The following is a 16,547-nucleotide window of genomic DNA, read 5'->3' as shown; positions in this document are numbered from 1 at the left end:
ATGAATGAATCAGTCCGCGATTCCGGGTTTAGCCAGTTCGTTGAATTCACCGTCGATCCGCTCCATGTGCAGGGGTTGGTGACGGCATTGATCACTCGCGCGAAGCAATTTACTTGCTTCTATCCTGGCTTCATCAGTGCGCAAGTACATGTCAGTGATGAGGGCGAAAGGGTGCTCATGAAGTTTCTGTGGTCCTCCAGAGCCGACGGCGAGCACGCACTCGAATTGGCGCAAACGGTAGAGCCGGATTTGTTTCATCTGGCTCGCCAGCATCATGCCAGCGCTCTGTTGTTCAGTACGTATCACGCAGTGGCTGAAGTGCGTGTTTCAACCCACGGCCTAATGGCTCACGTAGACGCCTATGAAAAACCTTGATCTTCAGGTCATTCAGCAAGCCCTGAGTTGGCTTGATCAGAGCCATTGCGTGTGGCTGTGCACGGTTCTTGCGACATTCGGCTCCGCGCCACGGGGGCCTGGATCGATGCTGGTAGCCTTGCAGACGGGACGCTTCTGCGGCTCGCTGTCGGGAGGATGCGTAGAGGAGGATTTCCTGGAGCGACTGGGCAGTGGCGAATTCGCCGGCCACAACCAGATTGTGCGCTATGGCGAGGGTGGACTTGCACCCTCGCTGGAGTTGCCCTGTGGCGGTGTGCTCGATGTGCTGGTAGAGCGGTTTGAGCCGAATTCCCAGACGAGGGAGCACTTCGCCGTGTTACTGAGTGCGCTGCAGGGCCAGGATCGGGTGGAACGCCAGGTTTCATTGGGGTCCGAAACTCGATGCATTAAAATCGAGACGGCGGTGAGCGCAGCCGTCTGCGTGGAGGCCGATCAGGTGCGTATTCGCGTGGGGGCCGCTCATCGGTTACTGGTGGCTGGGCTGTCTCCGGTGGCAGAGTTTTGTGCCGGTTTCGCGATTGCACTGGGTTATGAGGTGATCGTCTGTGATCCGCGCACAGAACTGACCTCGGGGTTCAGCATGGCAGGGGTGACGTTGGTCGAGATGTTGCCGGCCAGATACATTTCCCAAGTTGGCTGCCACGCGGCGACGGCCATCGTGGCTTTGACCCATGATCCCCGCCTGGACGATCTAACCTTGCTTGAAGCGCTCAGAACCCCTGCATTCTACATCGGCGCCATGGGTTCCCAGCGCACCAGCGCAAGGCGCCTGGAGCGGATCAAACGCATCGGTATGCCGAAAGATCAGGCACTTGAGCGGATTCATGCACCTATTGGTTTAAGACTGGGGAGCAAGACCCCGGCGGAGATTGCCCTGGCGGTCATGGCCGATATTGTTCGTGTGAGCAACGGCATCATTCGTGACCAGCTATAGACTTCATGTTTTCAAGGAGAGCGCTGTGCAGCCTGCTACCAAAAGTCACCAAATTGCCACCAACACAAGTCGTCTCGCCGGCGTCGTCAGCCAGATTGTGCGCAGTGATTGCGACTTGATCACCGCCGTTCCCGGCCTGAGCCTGCATCGACGCAAGTGTTCCACTGCGCCTGTGCACTGTATTTACGGACTGGGGATTGGGGTGACCCTGCAAGGCTGCAAGCAGGTCATGGTGGGGGAGGAAGTGCTTAGTTACGCGCCCGGTCAGTCCATGGTTACCAGCGTTGACCTACCGGTCATTTCACATGTGACCCAAGCGAGCGTCGCACAACCGTTTCTGGGCATGATGCTTACGTTCGACAGCGCCACGGTGATACAGCTCGCCGAGCGCATGCGGTTGTCACAGCGCATGAAGGATGAAGGGTTCCGGCCAATCACCGTACAGGCGCTGGACGCCGCGGTGCTTGATGCACTGGGGCGTTTGGTCGGACTGCTCAGCGAACCCGAACTACTTGAAACCCTTGCGCCGCTGATCAAGGAGGAGATCATTGCTCGCCTGTTAAGCGGTGCTCACGGTTCGCAGTTGCTACATGTCGTTGCCGCGGGCTCACCGAGCCAACACATAGCCAAGACGCTTGCCTGGCTGAAACTTAACTTTCGCCATGCGCTACGCATGGACGACTTGGCGGCGAATGCACACATGAGTCCGTCTACCTTTCGCCAACATTTTCGCACCGTAACGGGCATGAGTCCGCTGCAGTATCAGAAACAATTGCGGCTGCAAGCGGCTCGACAGTTGATGCTAAGTCAGAATGTCGACGCAAGCAGTGCGGGAGGGTTGGTGGGGTATGAGAGCTCGTCGCAGTTCAGTCGCGAATATAGCCGTCTGTTCGGAGAGCCGCCGCAGAGGGACATAAAACGAATGCGCTTGCAGTAAATAAGTTACAGCTGCGAATGGCGATCTTTCGCTGACCGTGAGATCGCCAAGCGGCCGACTCGAGCATCACCGAAACTTTCGTCTTGTAATGTCTCAAGGTGGGACATCATGGTTGGGGGCATACTTTTTAGTGGACAGAGTTTGCCCCCAATAACTCCCCCCCAAAATGGCGGTGGACTAGAGCTGGTCTCAATCGGCAGCAGCGGGCGTTTGGATGGTAATAAATCCAGCTAATGCGCCCTTGACGAGAGATGTGCCAGCCCCTTTCAAAGGCTTTCAGGGTCGCCGAAGAACATCTGAATCCGCGACCGTAACCACCGCTCACCCGGATCATTATCCTGCGACCCACGCCAAGCCATATGCAATTCAAAACTACGCACCGGCAACGGCGGATCTTCGGCCCGCACACCACCAGCCGCCGTCAACGCTTCAGCTGTGTAATCAGGCACGGTCGCAACAATATCAGTGCCACTGATCAGTGTACTGAGACCATTGAACTGCGGCACCGCCAGCACCACATGCCGTTTGCGCCCCAGCTTCTCCAGCTCTTCATCGATAAAGCCGCTCAGGTCGCCCGCGAACGAAACCAAGGCATGGGGGCGGGCGCAGAAGTCATCCAGGCTCAACGGCCCCGGCACCGTGTCGGCCCGCAACAGTTTCGGCATGCTGCGGCGCAGCACTTTGCGCTTGGCGTTGGCCGGCAGGTCGGCGGTGTAGCTGACGCCGATGGAGATCTCGCCCGAGGCCAGCAGGCTCGGCATCAGGATGTAGTTGGCCCGACGCACTACCAGCACGATTCCCGGCGATTCTGCGCGCAGCCGTTTGAGCAGCATTGGCAGCAGCGCGAATTCAACATCATCCGACAAGCCGATGCGGAACACCGCGGTGCTGGTCGCCGGGTCGAATTCCGCCGCACGACTGACCGCGGTGGAAATCGAATCCAGGGCCGGCGAGAGCAGGGCGAAGATTTCCACTGCTCGGGCGGAAGGCTCCATGCTGCGGCCGGTACGCACGAACAACGGGTCATCGAACAGCCCGCGCAGGCGCGAGAGCGCCGCACTGATGGCCGGCTGGCCGAGGAACAATTTTTCCGCAGCGCGGGTCACGCTGCGTTCGTGCATCAGTGTTTCGAAAACGATCAACAGGTTCAGGTCGACACGACGCAGGTCATTACGATTCATCTGGAGTCCTGGCAGATTCAGCAAACTTGACGTGAGCGGCCATATGAGAACAATGGCCGGCATGAATCTTACGGGGAAAGACTGGTACTCTGCATAGGGTAATTCAGTTTTTTCTGAAAGGCTGCTTCGGTTTTTCACGGCATTGGATGATGTCGCCGTCGCTGCGGAATCAATGACAGGCATGTCGACTATTAATAGCCACTGATGGTCTTGGGTAGAAAGCCCAGATAGAGTTCAGGGCATTAGAGGTTACTTTGACGAGGTTTGCGATGTCCCGCACGATCCGTTTTCACAAGTTTGGTCCAGCCGAGGTGCTCAAATGCGAAGAGCATGCGGCCGCTCTGCCTGCGCCGGGCGAAGTGCAGGTGCGCGTCGAAGCGATAGGCATCAGCTGGTATGACATTCTCTGGCGCCAGAACCTGGCCTCATCCCATGCACGTCTGCCGTCAGGCCTTGGCAGTGAAATGGCCGGTGTGGTCACGGCGCTCGGCGAGGGCGTCGATGACCTGGCTATCGGTGACAAGGTGGCTAGTTTCCCGGCCGAAAGCCCTAACGACTATCCGGTCTATGGCGAACAGATCGTTCTGCCACGCACGGCGCTGACCCGCTACCCGGACGTGCTTAGCCCGATCGAGGCTAGCGTGCACTACACGCCGCTGCTGGTCGCCTACTTTGCCTACGTTGATCTGGCGCGAGTCAAACCCGGGCAATTTGCCCTGGTGACCGACGCCAGCCACTGCGCCGGACCGTCGTTCGTGCAACTGGGCAAAGCCCTTGGTGTGCGGGTGATTGCTGCGACCAAAACCGCGGATGAGCGTGAGTACCTGCTGTCCCTGGGCGCCGAGAAAGTCATCGTCACCGAAGAACAGGATCTGCTGATGCAGATCAACAAGATCACTGATAACCGCGGCGTCGATGTGGTGTTCGATGGCCTTGGCGGGCCGCAGATGTCGCTGCTCGGCGATGTGCTCGCCCCTCGTGGCAGCCTGGTGCTCTATGGCCTGCAAGGAGGTAACCAGACGCCGTTCCCGGCCTGCGCGGCGTTCCAGAAGAACATTCAGTTTTTCGTGCACTGCATCGGTAACTTCACCGGCAAACCGGAACTGGGCATCATTCAGGACCAGGTCGCATTGCAGCGTGCCCTGCGTGACATCAACCAACTGACCGCCGACCGCGTGCTGCTGCCGCTCAAAACCCGGGTCTTCCCGTTTTCCGAGTTTGTCGAAGCGCACCGCTATATGGGTGAATGCCCTTGTCGCGAACGGGTCGCCCTTCAGGTCGAACCTGCCTGAGCCCTTCCTCTGCCAAGAGTCCGTCGAACACGGACTCTTCTGCTGGCAGTCGCTCCAAAATGAGACGTGTCATCGATCTGTCGGTGGGCCGGTTCAGCAACTGAACTGGTTTTTGCTCTCAATCTGTATCTTCTAATCATTATGTAAGCCCTGATAATTGAATGATTACTTTCATCTCAAGGAAAGAGTCATGGCTGAGTATCAGGCTGAAACTCCTCAATGCGCGCCGGCAATATATGCTCAACAAATAATGCGGCGTCGCTCAGTTGTCTTACATTTATGGGCAACTTCTTTCTTTATTTCTTGTGCTAAGTGTCTGTGGGACGCTGTCGGAAATTTCCTAGGAAAACCCGCCGGAGCCCAAGGCGCCCGCTCTGCGGGGCATTGCGCCGATATTGATCTCCCTGGGTTACCCGTAGCGTTCAAACATTTCAAATAATTACACAATGCTTAAGTGCTAGCATTTGAATAACAGCACCGGCACTCCATTCATGACAAACAACCTGTTGCGCAATACACCTCGTTATTTGCGTGGCATCGCACTTTTGAGTCACAGGTAAATAATGATGACCGCTACCCATGATCAGGCAATGAACTATGTTTATCAGCAAATGCTGCAGCGCTTGCTGGGTTTTTTCTCTCGCGCCGAGCGCACGGCATTGCAATTGCTGATTCAGCGCCTGGTGATGTCCGCAGGAGGTTTGGAGCGTATCGGCGATTACAAGGTGCTGTCGATCCAGTCCGGGTCCCGCGACAGCTGCTACACCCTGGCGCTACTGCGTGCCGCGCAGCTGAGTATTGCCGGCCGGGCACCGGCGACGTTTCAGCTGCGAGTGGCGACCTTGCGCTTGAACGGTGCGGCCTCGACAGCCTTGGAAAACATCCATCGCAGCTGCAGTGCATTGTTTCTCTACGACGATCCCCGGGTCGAAGTGTTGATGGTCGATAATCGCGAAGTCCTGCCGTTCAATCATCTGGCGCCGATCTCCGAAGCCGGTCGTGAGTCGAATCGGCTCAATCTGCTGATGGTCGGGCACCGCCGTGTCTGGGACGGGCCGCTTGATCTGTGGGATGACGGGTATCTGGCGACCGGCGAGTTTTACGGACAAATCGCCCGTTGGGACCAGGGTGTCGACGCATTGATCAGTAGCGATACGCCCCGTCGGCAGAAGCAGTTTCTCGAGGGGTTGAATCGTGCGGCGGCCAAGGCCGGGCTCAAGGCGCCGGACTGTCACGAAACGGGCTACGAGTGTCTGTTCGCGCGACTCGATGAATTGGGCAGCGATTGCTACCGCGAGTTTTATCCTGAGTCTGCCCAGGCGGCGTGGCGTCCCGCCGAACGTTTTGAAGCGTGTCGCCGCACGACCTTCATCGATATTCACGACATGCTGGTCAGCAACCTGGAAGAGCGCTGGCCACTGCTCACCGATTTCCTCGGGTTTCAACCTGACGAGTTGTCGGCTCAGCTCAGTGATAACGGCTACGTCAGCTTGTCGATATCCGCGCATCTTCGTGGCTTGCAAGCGTGCTTTGTACAGGGTCGCCGCTACGAGGAAGGCATTGGCGAGTACCTGCAGCGGGCGCTGGTGATGATGCGTCGCAAACACGTTCCAGAGCGCTTTTGCGAACAAGCCATGGAAACCTTCGGCAACCCGATGACGATGACCGACCAGCGCGCATTGGCATCGGCTGAAGCACAAAAGAGCCTCGGTTTGAGCGAGGCTCAACTGGTGTGTCTACTGTTTGCCCCGTTTGTCGATAACGGCGCGGCGCTTGAGCATTTTCTCCGTCAGTGCCATCCCGGCATGCTCGTGGCGTTGCCGGACTTGCACCGGGCAATGCAGGGCGGCCCGGCTCCCGAGCAGGTTCTGCAATGGATGGTCGATGTCAGCGGGTTGCCCGTGAGTCTGATCAGTAGGCTTTACCGCATGGGGCCGGTGGTTCGGGATGAGGGCAGGGCTCTCGGCCTGGAAAGCGTCGAGGTGGGTGGGCAAGCTGAAGTCTTGGAGCCTGGCGGTGAAACGACTGTGGCTGGCGAATGGTCGACGGGCCGGTGAAAGTGACTGGTTCGACGGATCCGGCAAGGATGCGTCACGACGTTCGTAGTCTGTTCGGCCATTACCCATGAAAGGACCACGAGATACCGATTTTGCGTACCAGGCGGTGTACCGTTACCTGACTAACCTGATCAATGAGCCGGGCAGCGACATGCAAGTGCGCCTGCCTTCATTGCGGCAGTTGGCGCACCGCCTGAGTGTGTCGATCTCGACCATTCAGTACGCTTATTCGCTGCTGGAAAAGGAAGGGCGCGTCTATTCAGTGGCCAAATCAGGCTACTACGCGCTCCCCGTGTCCTCAATCGGCATGCCCGGTAGCGGCAAGGACCTGCTCGAGACGGTTTATGTCAATGCCAGGCGTCCCGGCATGCTGGTGCTGAGCGCCGATGAACCGGCGTTATTACAACCCCTGGATAGCCCGTTGCTGTTACTGGAGAGAGAACTGCTGCGCCAGTATCCGCGCCAGCCGCAACCGTCTTCGCAACCCTGCGGCGAGCTGGAGCTGCGCGCAGCCCTGGCAGCGCGCTACACCACTTCGCCGACCCGTTGCTGGCATGCTGATGATGTCTATATCGGCGCCGATCTGCGTGGCGTACTGGAAATATTGATCGCCGTCCTTGGTCTCAAGGATGCTGTGGTGGTGGTCGAATCACCGTGCGACTGGGCCATTCTGCGCCTGTTTCAAGACGCGGAGGTGCAGGTGGTCGAACTGCCGCTGCAAGCCAATGGTGGCCTGGATCCTGAGCAGTTGAAAAAGCTGCTTGAGACTGAGCAGGTACGACTGGTGATGCTTTCATCGAGGCTGAATATGCCCCGGGGCAGTGTGGCGCCTGACAGCAACAGGCAAATCACCGCACAGTTGCTGGAGCGACACGGCAGTTGGGTGCTGGAAAACGATTGTTACGGCGAGCTCGAATTCGAGCCGAGCGGCCTGCGGTTTCGTGATCTGCTGGATCCGGATCGGCTGATCGTGTTCTCCACATTCGAGAAAATCATCGGGTCGGAGGCACCCTTCGGCTATTTGCTGTCGCGACAGCTGCGTGCCGAATTGCAACGGCACTTTCTGCTGCGCGCTTTCCGCTTGTCGCTGATTCGTCAGAAAGCTATTGCGCGGCTGTACAGCAACGGACGCATTGATCAACACCTGCTGGTGTTGCGTCGACTGCTCAAGGAACGCATGGTGCAGATGACTCGGTTGCTGGAAGAGCGCCTGCCCGATGCGTTGCACTTCGTCGAGCCCCAGGGCGGGGCGACAATCTGGATTCGTTCGTTGCGCCAGGTCGATTTGCATCGAGTGTTCGAGCGTTTGCTCAAGCAGCATGTGGTGATTGCGCCGGGGGAGCTGTTCAGCCTGCACGGCCTGCACGGGCAGCATTTGCGCCTGAGTCACACCTTCGGTGGTCAGCACGACCTCGCCGATGCATTGGGTCTGTTGGCGGATGCCTTGCGCCTCGAATCGATCGACTGAGCCGAGGCGCAAACCCTCCTCGGTACCTGACAATTGATAACGTCGCGCCCGGAGCAAACTGTCAGTAAACTGCGTTCTATTCCCGAACCACTCTTTCTCAGAGGTTTTGCATGACACTCAGTCCTTTTGCGGGCAAACCGGCACCGGCAGAACTGTTGGTCGACATCCCGCGACTGGTAACGGCCTATTACACCGGCCAGCCCGATGCAGCCATTTCTACCCAGCGCGTCGCTTTTGGCACGTCCGGACACCGAGGTAGCTCGTTCGATCTGAGTTTCAACGAATGGCACGTTCTGGCCATCAGCCAGGCAATCTGCCTGTACCGCGAAGCCCAGGGCATTGACGGTCCATTGTTCGTCGGGATCGACACCCACGCGCTGTCCACGCCGGCCGGTGCCAGCGCCCTGGAAGTCCTGGCGGCAAACGGTGTGACGGTGATGATCGCCGAAGGCGACGAGTACACGCCGACGCCTGCCATTTCCCACGCAATTCTTTGCTACAACCGTGGTCGAACTTCGGGCCTGGCAGACGGCATCGTCATCACCCCGTCTCACAATCCGCCACAAAGTGGTGGCTACAAGTACAACCCTACCAACGGCGGCCCGGCCGATACCCACATCACCAAGTGGATCGAAGCCAAGGCCAATGAGTTGCTGGCGGCCAAACTCGCTGGTGTCAAACGCATCAGCTACGAGCAGGCCCTGAAGGCCAGCACCACCCATCGCCACGATTACCTCAACACCTATGTCGCCGACCTGATCAACGTGATCGACTTCGACGCCATCCGCGAGGCGAAGCTGCGTCTGGGTGTCGATCCGCTGGGCGGAGCGGGGGTACGCTACTGGTCGGCGATTGCCGAGCACTATCGCCTGGACCTGGAGGTGGTGAATAAACAGGTGGATGCGACCTTCCGCTTCATGACTGTCGATTGGGACGGGCAGATTCGTATGGACCCATCATCCAGCCACGCCATGCAAGGTTTGATCGGCCTGAAAGAGCGTTTCGACGTGGCCTTTGCCTGTGACCCGGACCACGACCGCCATGGCATCGTGACCCCGTCCGGTGGTTTGCTGGCACCCAACAACTACCTTGCAGTGTCGATCGATTACCTGTTCCAGAACCGTCCGCTGTGGCGCGCCGATGCGGCCGTGGGCAAAACCGTGGTCAGCAGCGGCTTGATCGATCGTGTCGCCAAACGCTTGGGCCGCCGTCTGTACGAAGTGCCGGTTGGCTTCAAATGGTTTGCCGACGGCCTGTTCGACGGCTCCCTCGGTTTTGGTGGCGAAGAAAGTGCCGGCGCGTCGTTCCTGCGCAAGGATGGCAGTGTCTGGTGCACTGACAAGGATGGCTTGATTCCGGCGCTGCTGGCGGCCGAAATGACTGCCCGCACCGGGCGTGACCCAAGTCAGGCCTATCGCGCGTTGACTGATGAACTGGGTGAACCCTTCTCGGTACGGGTCGATGCCAAGGCCAACCCTGAGCAGAAAGCGCTGCTGAGCAAATTGTCGCCAGATCAGGTCACCTCCACTCAACTGGCGGGCGAAGCGATCCAGAGCATCCTCAGCCATGCACCGGGCAACGACCAGGCCATCGGCGGTCTGAAAGTCATGACCGAGAACGGTTGGTTCGCGGCGCGTCCGTCGGGCACTGAGGATATCTACAAGATCTATGCGGAAAGCTTTGTGAGCGACGACCATCTCAAGCAGTTGGTGGCGGAAGCTCAGACCTTGGTGGATGGCGCAATCTCCGCGAAGTGATTGAGGGCCCTGTGGCGAGGGAGCTTGCTCCCGCTGGGGTGCGAAGCGGCCCCAAATCGGTTGGCGAGGTGTAACAGGTACACCTCGCCGGTTGGATTACGACTGCTTCGCAGCCGGACGGGAGCAAGCTCCCTCGCCACAAATGAAAATGAAAAAAGGGGCAACCATCAACGGTCGCCCCTTTTTTTATTCCGTGTGTCGCCGCATCAAGCCACATCCACCAACACAATCTCACTGTCCTCAATCGCGGTTACGCGCAGCACCTGCTCATCGGCAATCGCAACACCGTCTCGAGCTTGTGCACGCAAGCCATTGACTTCAATGACACCGGTAGCTGGAACCAGATAAGCCCGGCGGCCACTGTCCAGGTGATATTCCGCAGACTCCCCGGCCTTCAGGTTCGCCGCCACCAGACGCGCATCAGCGCGAATGTGCAGGCTTTGATCGTCACCGGCCTTGCCGCTGGCCAGGGTCACGAAACCTTCGCGCTCGCCTTTGGGGAACGGCTTGGCACCCCACGACGGGGCCGAACCGGCTTCGTTGGGGATGATCCAGATCTGAAAGATCCGGGTCTCGGTCGCTTCCAGGTTGTACTCACTGTGAGCGATCCCGGTGCCGGCGCTCATGACCTGAACGTCGCCCGCTTCGGTGCGGCCTTTGTTGCCGAGGTTGTCCTGGTGAGTAATTGCGCCTTCACGAACGTAGGTGATGATTTCCATATCCCGGTGTGGGTGTTGCGGGAACCCGGTACCGGGGGCAATCACATCGTCGTTCCATACCCGCAGGTTGCCCCAGTTCATGCGTTTGGGGTCGTAGTACTCGGCGAACGAAAAGTGGTGATGGGCATCCAACCAGCCATGGTGCGCGCCGCCGAGCGAGTTGAAAGGTCTGAGTTCAAGCATGATCGTCTCCTGAAAAGGTTCGTCATGGGGCAGAACGCCTGAGCCACAAACGAGAACCGGTGGTTGATGGCGAGCATCATCTATCAGGCAATCATCGATAAAAAGCGTAAAAAATGCCTCAATACAATCGAATTAGTTGATGTCAAATAACCTCGAAACATTCTCATCCAGCCTTCACTTCATCGCATAAGCCAATGACCTGTAAGCATTTCACTAGAACTCGGCGGCAAATGCAGACACCATAGCCCTCAACAGCCTCACACCCTGGAGTCCGTCCGCGTGCCGCAACACACCCCCGATCTTCCTCCCGAACTTCGCCCTTTGGCTGAGATGCCTTTGTTCAAGCGCCTGGCCGCCCGGTTTTTTGGCCACGGCCTTACCCGCCTGCGCGCGCAACACCGTGCGTCCTGGCTGCACGGGCAAGCCGACGGTTTTCGCAGCGGTCACAGTGCCGGGGTGGATTACGGTTATAAGGAAGGCAAACTCGAGGGGTTGGAGGAAGGTCGGCAGGTTCTGTTGATTCGCGACTCACGCTCAACCGAGCATCGACCACCCAGCGTCGATGACAATCTGTTCGACGATTGGCGGCTGCCATTGAGTGCTGAGTTGAAGAAGCGCATGAAGGCCGACGTGGCGCGATTGCTGCCCGCGCATGCCCAGCCAAGCGCTGCCCAGTGGAAGATGATTTTCAGCGACACACCGTCGACCTCGGTGATCGCCGGGGCGGGCGCGGGTAAATCCACCACCCTGGTGCTGCGAATTCTGTTGCTCAGCCATTACCTGGGGTTTGAATTGAGCTCGATGACCGTGGTGACCTTCACCCGCGAATCGCGCAAGGACTTCATCAACAAGCTGATTGAACTGTTTGCAGTCTGGGGCCGGGGCATCAGCCTTAAAGAAGCGCGCGATCTGGTGCGCACTTTCCATTCGCGCATCTTGCCGATGGTTCGCAGCTTGCCAGGTTTCGAGCGGCTGCAAGCCTTCGAAAACCTCAGTCACCGCATGCAAGGCGGCGATGAGGAGGTCGACAGCAACCCCTTCGACCTGCGCATCAACGATGCCCAGCGCCAGCAACTCAACGCCTGCTATCACAGCTTGCACACCCGCGATGAGCGTTTCCGCGAGTTGATCAAGCCTTTGTCTCGCCATGCCTTGCAGCTCAAGGAGTTGGAGCGTGATCACCCGGACGTGCAGAAACGCATGGCGGTGACTGAACTCGCCGCCAAGCGCGATGAAGAACTGTGCGACACAATCGAAGACCTATGGTTTCGCGCCGGTGCCTGGCCGATCAAGGGCATCGAACCGAATCGTCAGACTTTCGACATCAACGGCTCAACCTTTCATTGCCACGGCTACATTCCGACGCTGGATGCCTGGGTGGTGCTGGGGTTCGATCCTCGGGAAAACCCTCAGGTCAGCCGGCCGAATGCCAAACTTTCAGTGCGCGCAGAGTGGGCTGTAAAGCGCACCCTGTTTCAAGCTTTCTGTCGTAAGCCTTTGATATGGCTAGACAGTTATGAGTCTTCAAAGCGTGTTTTGGCATCCCTTGCCGGCGACGCCAGCGCGGGGCCCGGCTTCGATTACAAGGTCAAGGGCGAGCTCGGCTCCGCGCCGTTGCTGGACTGTTTTGTCGCGGCGGCCGGGTTTATTGAAAACCTCGGCCTGGATGTGCCGAATGCTGTGGGCCAGATGAGTTTCGCCAAGGATGACCCGGACCGATTCTTTTTCGAGGCCCTGAGCCTGTTCTGGCGGGCGCTGGAAGATCATCTGCTGGATCAATCGCCGCCGGTGATGACCTACAACCGAATGTTCGCCTTGTTCAGTGAACATTCACCGGAGAATCTCAAGTTGCTGAGCGATGAGCTGCTCAGGCCAATGTCGCACTTGATGATCGACGAATTTCAGGACGTGTCACCGCAGATCGTTTCGTGGATTCGCGCCAGCCTGGCGGAGATCCGCAGTCGCGGACCGGCCATGCATGTGGGGCGCGGTGCGCAACGTTCGTCATTGCTCTGTGTCGGCGATGACTGGCAGTCCATCTATGGCTGGCGCGGCAGTTCGCCGACTTACTTCATGGAGTTCAACAAGGAATTCCCGTCGCCGAGCACGACCAAAGTGATGCTCAGTGACAACTACCGTAGCCATCAGCACATCATCGACGCGGCGGAGCATATTGTCCGCGCGGCACCAGCGATTGCTGGCAAGAAGGCCAAGGCCAGCGGTGAGCCCAAGGCGCTGCTGCCGGTGAATGTTCTAGACCGGGATGACCAGGGCATGGCCCAGCGCCTGATCGAGCACTATGGAAAGGGTGATTCAATCTTGATGCTTTATCGAAAAAGCAGCGATAAGTCATTGATTGAAGAGCATATTCAGTCTGTAGTTAATGTGGATTCTAGCTTGCCATACGACGCTCGACGGCTCAAACAACTGACCTATCACAGCGCCAAGGGCCTGCAGGCTGATGCGGTATTTCTGCTGGGCGATTGCCAGCACCTGACCAGTTCACCCTACAAGAACCAGGTCTATCGCATGGCCGGACTCGGCAAGGCCGGCGACAGCGAAGCTTACGACAGTGCACAGAAAGACGAGATCCTGCGACTAGCCTACGTGGGCATCACCCGGGCCGTGAGCCATTGCTACTGGTACGTCGATGGCCAGGATACCTCGGCTGCGAATATGCCCAAGGCCTCCGACCGGATCGGCAAGGGCAAGGCGTTCTTCGCTGATCACCGTCAGGGCAAAGTGTCTGCCTGACCATTCAGAGAGGCTTGAGCAGAAAACCTGTGGCGAGGGAGCTTGCTCCCGCTTGAGTGCGTAGCACTCACAAAAAAATGGGCGCTTGTCGAATTTTTGGGGCCGCTACGCGACCCAGCGCGAGCAAGCTCGCTCGCCACAAAGGCAGGCATGGCTGAAGAGGTACCGACTGGCTGCGAAAAGTTGCGGGGGGCGCAATCCCGGCCTATGGTCCAAAGCGAGGCTTTGCTTGCGACTGGCGCGCAATGATTCGCCGCAGGTCGCTGTCCATCCAGTGCGGATACATGCAGCGAGGTGACGACATGCCGAATGACTCCCGTCCCGCCGTGCTCGAACTGATCGGCAATACGCCGCTGGTGCGTATCAGCCGCTTCGATACCGGCCCATGCACACTGTTTCTCAAACTCGAATCACAGAACCCCGGCGGTTCGATCAAGGACCGCATCGGCCTGGCAATGATCGACACCGCCGAGCGCGATGGTCGCCTGCGCCCCGGAGGCACCATCGTCGAGGCCACCGCCGGCAACACCGGCCTGGGCCTGGCCCTGGTCGGCCGGGCCAAGGGTTATCGAGTGGTGTTGGTGGTGCCGGACAAGATGTCCACCGAGAAGGTTCTGCACCTCAAGGCCATGGGCGCCGAGGTGCACATCACCCGTTCCGATGTCGGCAAAGGTCATCCCGATTATTACCAGGACGTCGCTGCGCGGTTGGCGCGGGACATTCCCGACGCCTTCTTCGCCGATCAATTCAACAACCCGGCCAACCCGCTGGCCCATGAGTGCAGCACCGCGCCGGAGATCTGGGCGCAGACTCAGCATGATGTAGATGCCATCGTTGTCGGCGTCGGTTCGGCCGGCACGCTCACCGGGCTGACCCGTTTCTTTCAGCGCGTACAACCGAACCTGGAAATGGTGCTGGCCGATCCGGTCGGCTCGGTGATGGCCGAGTACAGTCGCAGCGGCACCCTGGGTACGCCCGGTTCCTGGGCGGTGGAGGGCATTGGCGAAGATTTCATTCCGTCGATTGCCGACCTGTCCAGCGTGCGTAAGGCTTATTCGATCAGCGACGAGGAAAGCTTCGATCATGCCCGCCAACTGCTGCGCGCCGAAGGCATTCTCGGCGGCTCTTCGACCGGTACATTGCTCGCTGCGGCACTGCGTTACTGCCGCGAACAAACCGAGCCGAAGCGGGTGGTCAGTTTCGTCTGCGACACCGGCACCCGCTACCTGTCGAAGGTCTACAACGACCAGTGGATGAACGACCAAGGGCTACTTGCGCGCAAACGCTACGGCGATTTGCGTGACCTGATCGCGCGGCGCTTCGAGGATGGCCGGGTGGTCAGCGTAGGGCCGGACGACACCTTGCTCACGGCGTTCCAGCGCATGCGTCTGGCGGATGTGTCGCAACTGCCGGTGCTGGTGGACGGGCAGCGGCTGGTCGGGGTCATCGACGAGTCCGACATTCTGTTTGGCGTGCACGAAGACGCTACGCACTTTCGCATGACCGTGACCAGCGCGATGACCGACAAGCTCGAAACCCTGCCTCCCGGCGCCAGTCTTGCTGAGCTGGAGGCGGTGCTCGATCGTGGGTTGGTGGCGATCATCGCCGACACTTCGGGCTTCCACGGCCTGATTACTCGCGTCGACATGCTCAATCACTTGCGGAGATCCCTCGCATGAGTCAGCACGATGAAACCGCCAAACCACGTGCCTTCGCCACCCGTGTGATTCATGCCGGACAAACGCCGGACCCTTCCACCGGGGCGCTGATGCCGCCGATTTACGCCAACTCCACCTATCTGCAACAGAGCCCCGGTGTGCATAAGGGCTTCGACTACGGGCGTTCGCACAACCCGACGCGCTTTGCGTTGGAGCGTTGCGTGGCGGACCTCGAGGGCGGTACTCGGGCCTTCGCTTTCGCTTCCGGGCTGGCGGCGATCGCCAACGTCCTCGAACTGCTCGATGCTGGCGCCCATATCGTCTCCGGCAATGACCTGTACGGCGGCACATTCCGGCTGTTCGACAAGGTGCGCCGGCGCAGTGCCGGGCATCGTTTCAGCTTCGTCGATCTGACTGACCTGGCGGCCTTCGAAGCGGCACTTGAGGATGACACGCGGATGGTCTGGGTCGAGACGCCGAGCAATCCTTTACTGAGCCTCACGGATCTCGACGCCGTCGCGCGTATCTGTCGTCAGCGAGGCATCATCTGTGTGGCCGACAATACCTTCGCCAGCCCGTGGATACAGCGGCCGTTGGAGTTGGGTTTCGATATCGTGCTGCACTCGACGACCAAGTACCTGAACGGTCACTCCGACGTGATCGGCGGCATCGCGGTAGTCGGGCAAAACGCAGAGCTGGCCGAGCGGCTGGGTTTTCTGCAGAACGCGGTGGGGGCTATCGCCGGGCCGTTCGACGCTTTTCTCACATTACGCGGCGTGAAGACCCTGGCGCTGCGCATGGAGCGCCACTGCAGCAACGCGCTGGAGCTGGCGCAATGGCTGGAGCGTCAGCCACAGGTGGCGCGCGTTTACTATCCGGGCCTTCCATCGCACCCGCAGCACGAACTGGCGCGGCGGCAGATGCGAGGATTCGGCGGAATGATTTCCCTCGACCTGAACAGTGACCTGGCGGGTGCCAAGCGTTTCCTTGAGAGTGTGCGGATTTTCGCCCTGGCTGAGAGCCTGGGCGGGGTGGAAAGCCTGATCGAGCACCCGGCGATCATGACCCATGCCAGCATCCCCGTCGAAACCCGGGCACAACTCGGCATCGGCGATGCGTTGGTGCGTTTGTCAGTGGGGGTTGAGGATGTCGAAGACCTGCGTGCCGATCTGGCTCAGGCCCTGATGCGGATCGGTTAAACGCAATCAATG

12 protein-coding genes are annotated in these 16,547 nt (G+C 59.0%); 10 read left to right on the top strand and 2 right to left on the bottom strand.

What is annotated here, in order from left to right:
* From PMI36_RS20725 to PMI36_RS20735, 3 genes are read left to right on the top strand one after another with little or no spacing between them, the layout of a single operon-like run.
* Entirely contained in the window at nucleotides 1–375 is a 375-nt protein-coding gene (locus PMI36_RS20725; protein ID WP_008069883.1) for an antibiotic biosynthesis monooxygenase, read from the top strand.
* Nucleotides 362–1,330 (top strand): XdhC family protein, encoded by a 969-nt coding sequence (locus PMI36_RS20730; RefSeq protein ID WP_032830231.1) that lies wholly within the window; start codon nucleotides 362–364, stop codon nucleotides 1,328–1,330. Before PMI36_RS20725 ends, PMI36_RS20730 begins: the two co-directional genes overlap by 14 nt.
* Before the next feature lie 25 nt (nucleotides 1,331–1,355).
* Nucleotides 1,356–2,267, top strand: a complete 912-nt coding sequence (locus PMI36_RS20735) for an AraC family transcriptional regulator (protein WP_008069879.1) — start codon at nucleotides 1,356–1,358, stop codon at nucleotides 2,265–2,267.
* Between the two features lie 266 nt (nucleotides 2,268–2,533).
* Here the strand turns inward: PMI36_RS20735 and PMI36_RS20740 are convergent, their stop codons facing one another.
* Entirely contained in the window at nucleotides 2,534–3,448 is a 915-nt protein-coding gene (locus tag PMI36_RS20740) for a LysR family transcriptional regulator (protein ID WP_007896187.1), read from the bottom strand.
* 269 nt (nucleotides 3,449–3,717) lie between these two features.
* Between PMI36_RS20740 and PMI36_RS20745 the strand changes: the two genes are divergently transcribed.
* The 4 genes from PMI36_RS20745 to pgm all read left to right on the top strand — a co-directional run bounded on the left by PMI36_RS20745 (nucleotide 3,718) and on the right by pgm (nucleotide 10,022).
* A complete protein-coding gene (locus PMI36_RS20745; RefSeq protein WP_008069878.1) occupies nucleotides 3,718–4,740 on the top strand; it encodes a zinc-dependent alcohol dehydrogenase family protein in 1,023 nt (340 codons plus the stop codon).
* A gap of 566 nt (nucleotides 4,741–5,306) precedes the next feature.
* On the top strand, nucleotides 5,307–6,797 hold the full coding sequence (locus PMI36_RS20750) for a hypothetical protein (protein ID WP_032830230.1): 1,491 nt from the start codon (nucleotides 5,307–5,309) through the stop codon (nucleotides 6,795–6,797).
* Nucleotides 6,798–6,864: 67 nt separating this feature from the next.
* Nucleotides 6,865–8,265: an aminotransferase-like domain-containing protein gene (locus tag PMI36_RS20755; RefSeq protein ID WP_008069865.1), complete on the top strand. Its 1,401-nt coding sequence runs from the start codon at nucleotides 6,865–6,867 to the stop codon at nucleotides 8,263–8,265.
* A 110-nt stretch (nucleotides 8,266–8,375) separates the two neighbouring features.
* A complete protein-coding gene (gene pgm / locus PMI36_RS20760) occupies nucleotides 8,376–10,022 on the top strand; it encodes a phosphoglucomutase (alpha-D-glucose-1,6-bisphosphate-dependent) (RefSeq protein ID WP_008069864.1) in 1,647 nt (548 codons plus the stop codon).
* Nucleotides 10,023–10,228: 206 nt separating this feature from the next.
* On the opposite strand, the gene PMI36_RS20765 is transcribed toward pgm, so the two are convergent.
* A complete protein-coding gene (locus PMI36_RS20765) occupies nucleotides 10,229–10,924 on the bottom strand; it encodes a pirin family protein (RefSeq protein ID WP_008069861.1) in 696 nt (231 codons plus the stop codon).
* A gap of 279 nt (nucleotides 10,925–11,203) precedes the next feature.
* Here PMI36_RS20765 and PMI36_RS20770 point away from each other — a divergent pair, with 279 nt between their 5' ends.
* The 3 genes from PMI36_RS20770 (at nucleotide 11,204) to PMI36_RS20780 (ending at nucleotide 16,535) form a co-directional block, all read left to right on the top strand.
* Nucleotides 11,204–13,678, top strand: a complete 2,475-nt coding sequence (locus tag PMI36_RS20770) for a UvrD-helicase domain-containing protein (RefSeq protein ID WP_008069860.1) — start codon at nucleotides 11,204–11,206, stop codon at nucleotides 13,676–13,678.
* A 302-nt stretch (nucleotides 13,679–13,980) separates the two neighbouring features.
* Entirely contained in the window at nucleotides 13,981–15,357 is a 1,377-nt protein-coding gene (locus PMI36_RS20775) for a pyridoxal-phosphate dependent enzyme (RefSeq protein ID WP_008069858.1), read from the top strand.
* Complete coding sequence (locus PMI36_RS20780; protein ID WP_008069856.1) at nucleotides 15,354–16,535, top strand: cystathionine gamma-synthase; 1,182 nt, start codon at nucleotides 15,354–15,356, stop codon at nucleotides 16,533–16,535. Before PMI36_RS20775 ends, PMI36_RS20780 begins: the two co-directional genes overlap by 4 nt.
* Nucleotides 16,536–16,547: the final 12 nt, after the last annotated feature.

It is taken from the genome of Pseudomonas sp. GM79, from assembly GCF_000282495.1.
Classification (GTDB): domain Bacteria; phylum Pseudomonadota; class Gammaproteobacteria; order Pseudomonadales; family Pseudomonadaceae; genus Aquipseudomonas.
This window is presented reverse-complemented; position numbering and strand designations above follow the sequence as displayed.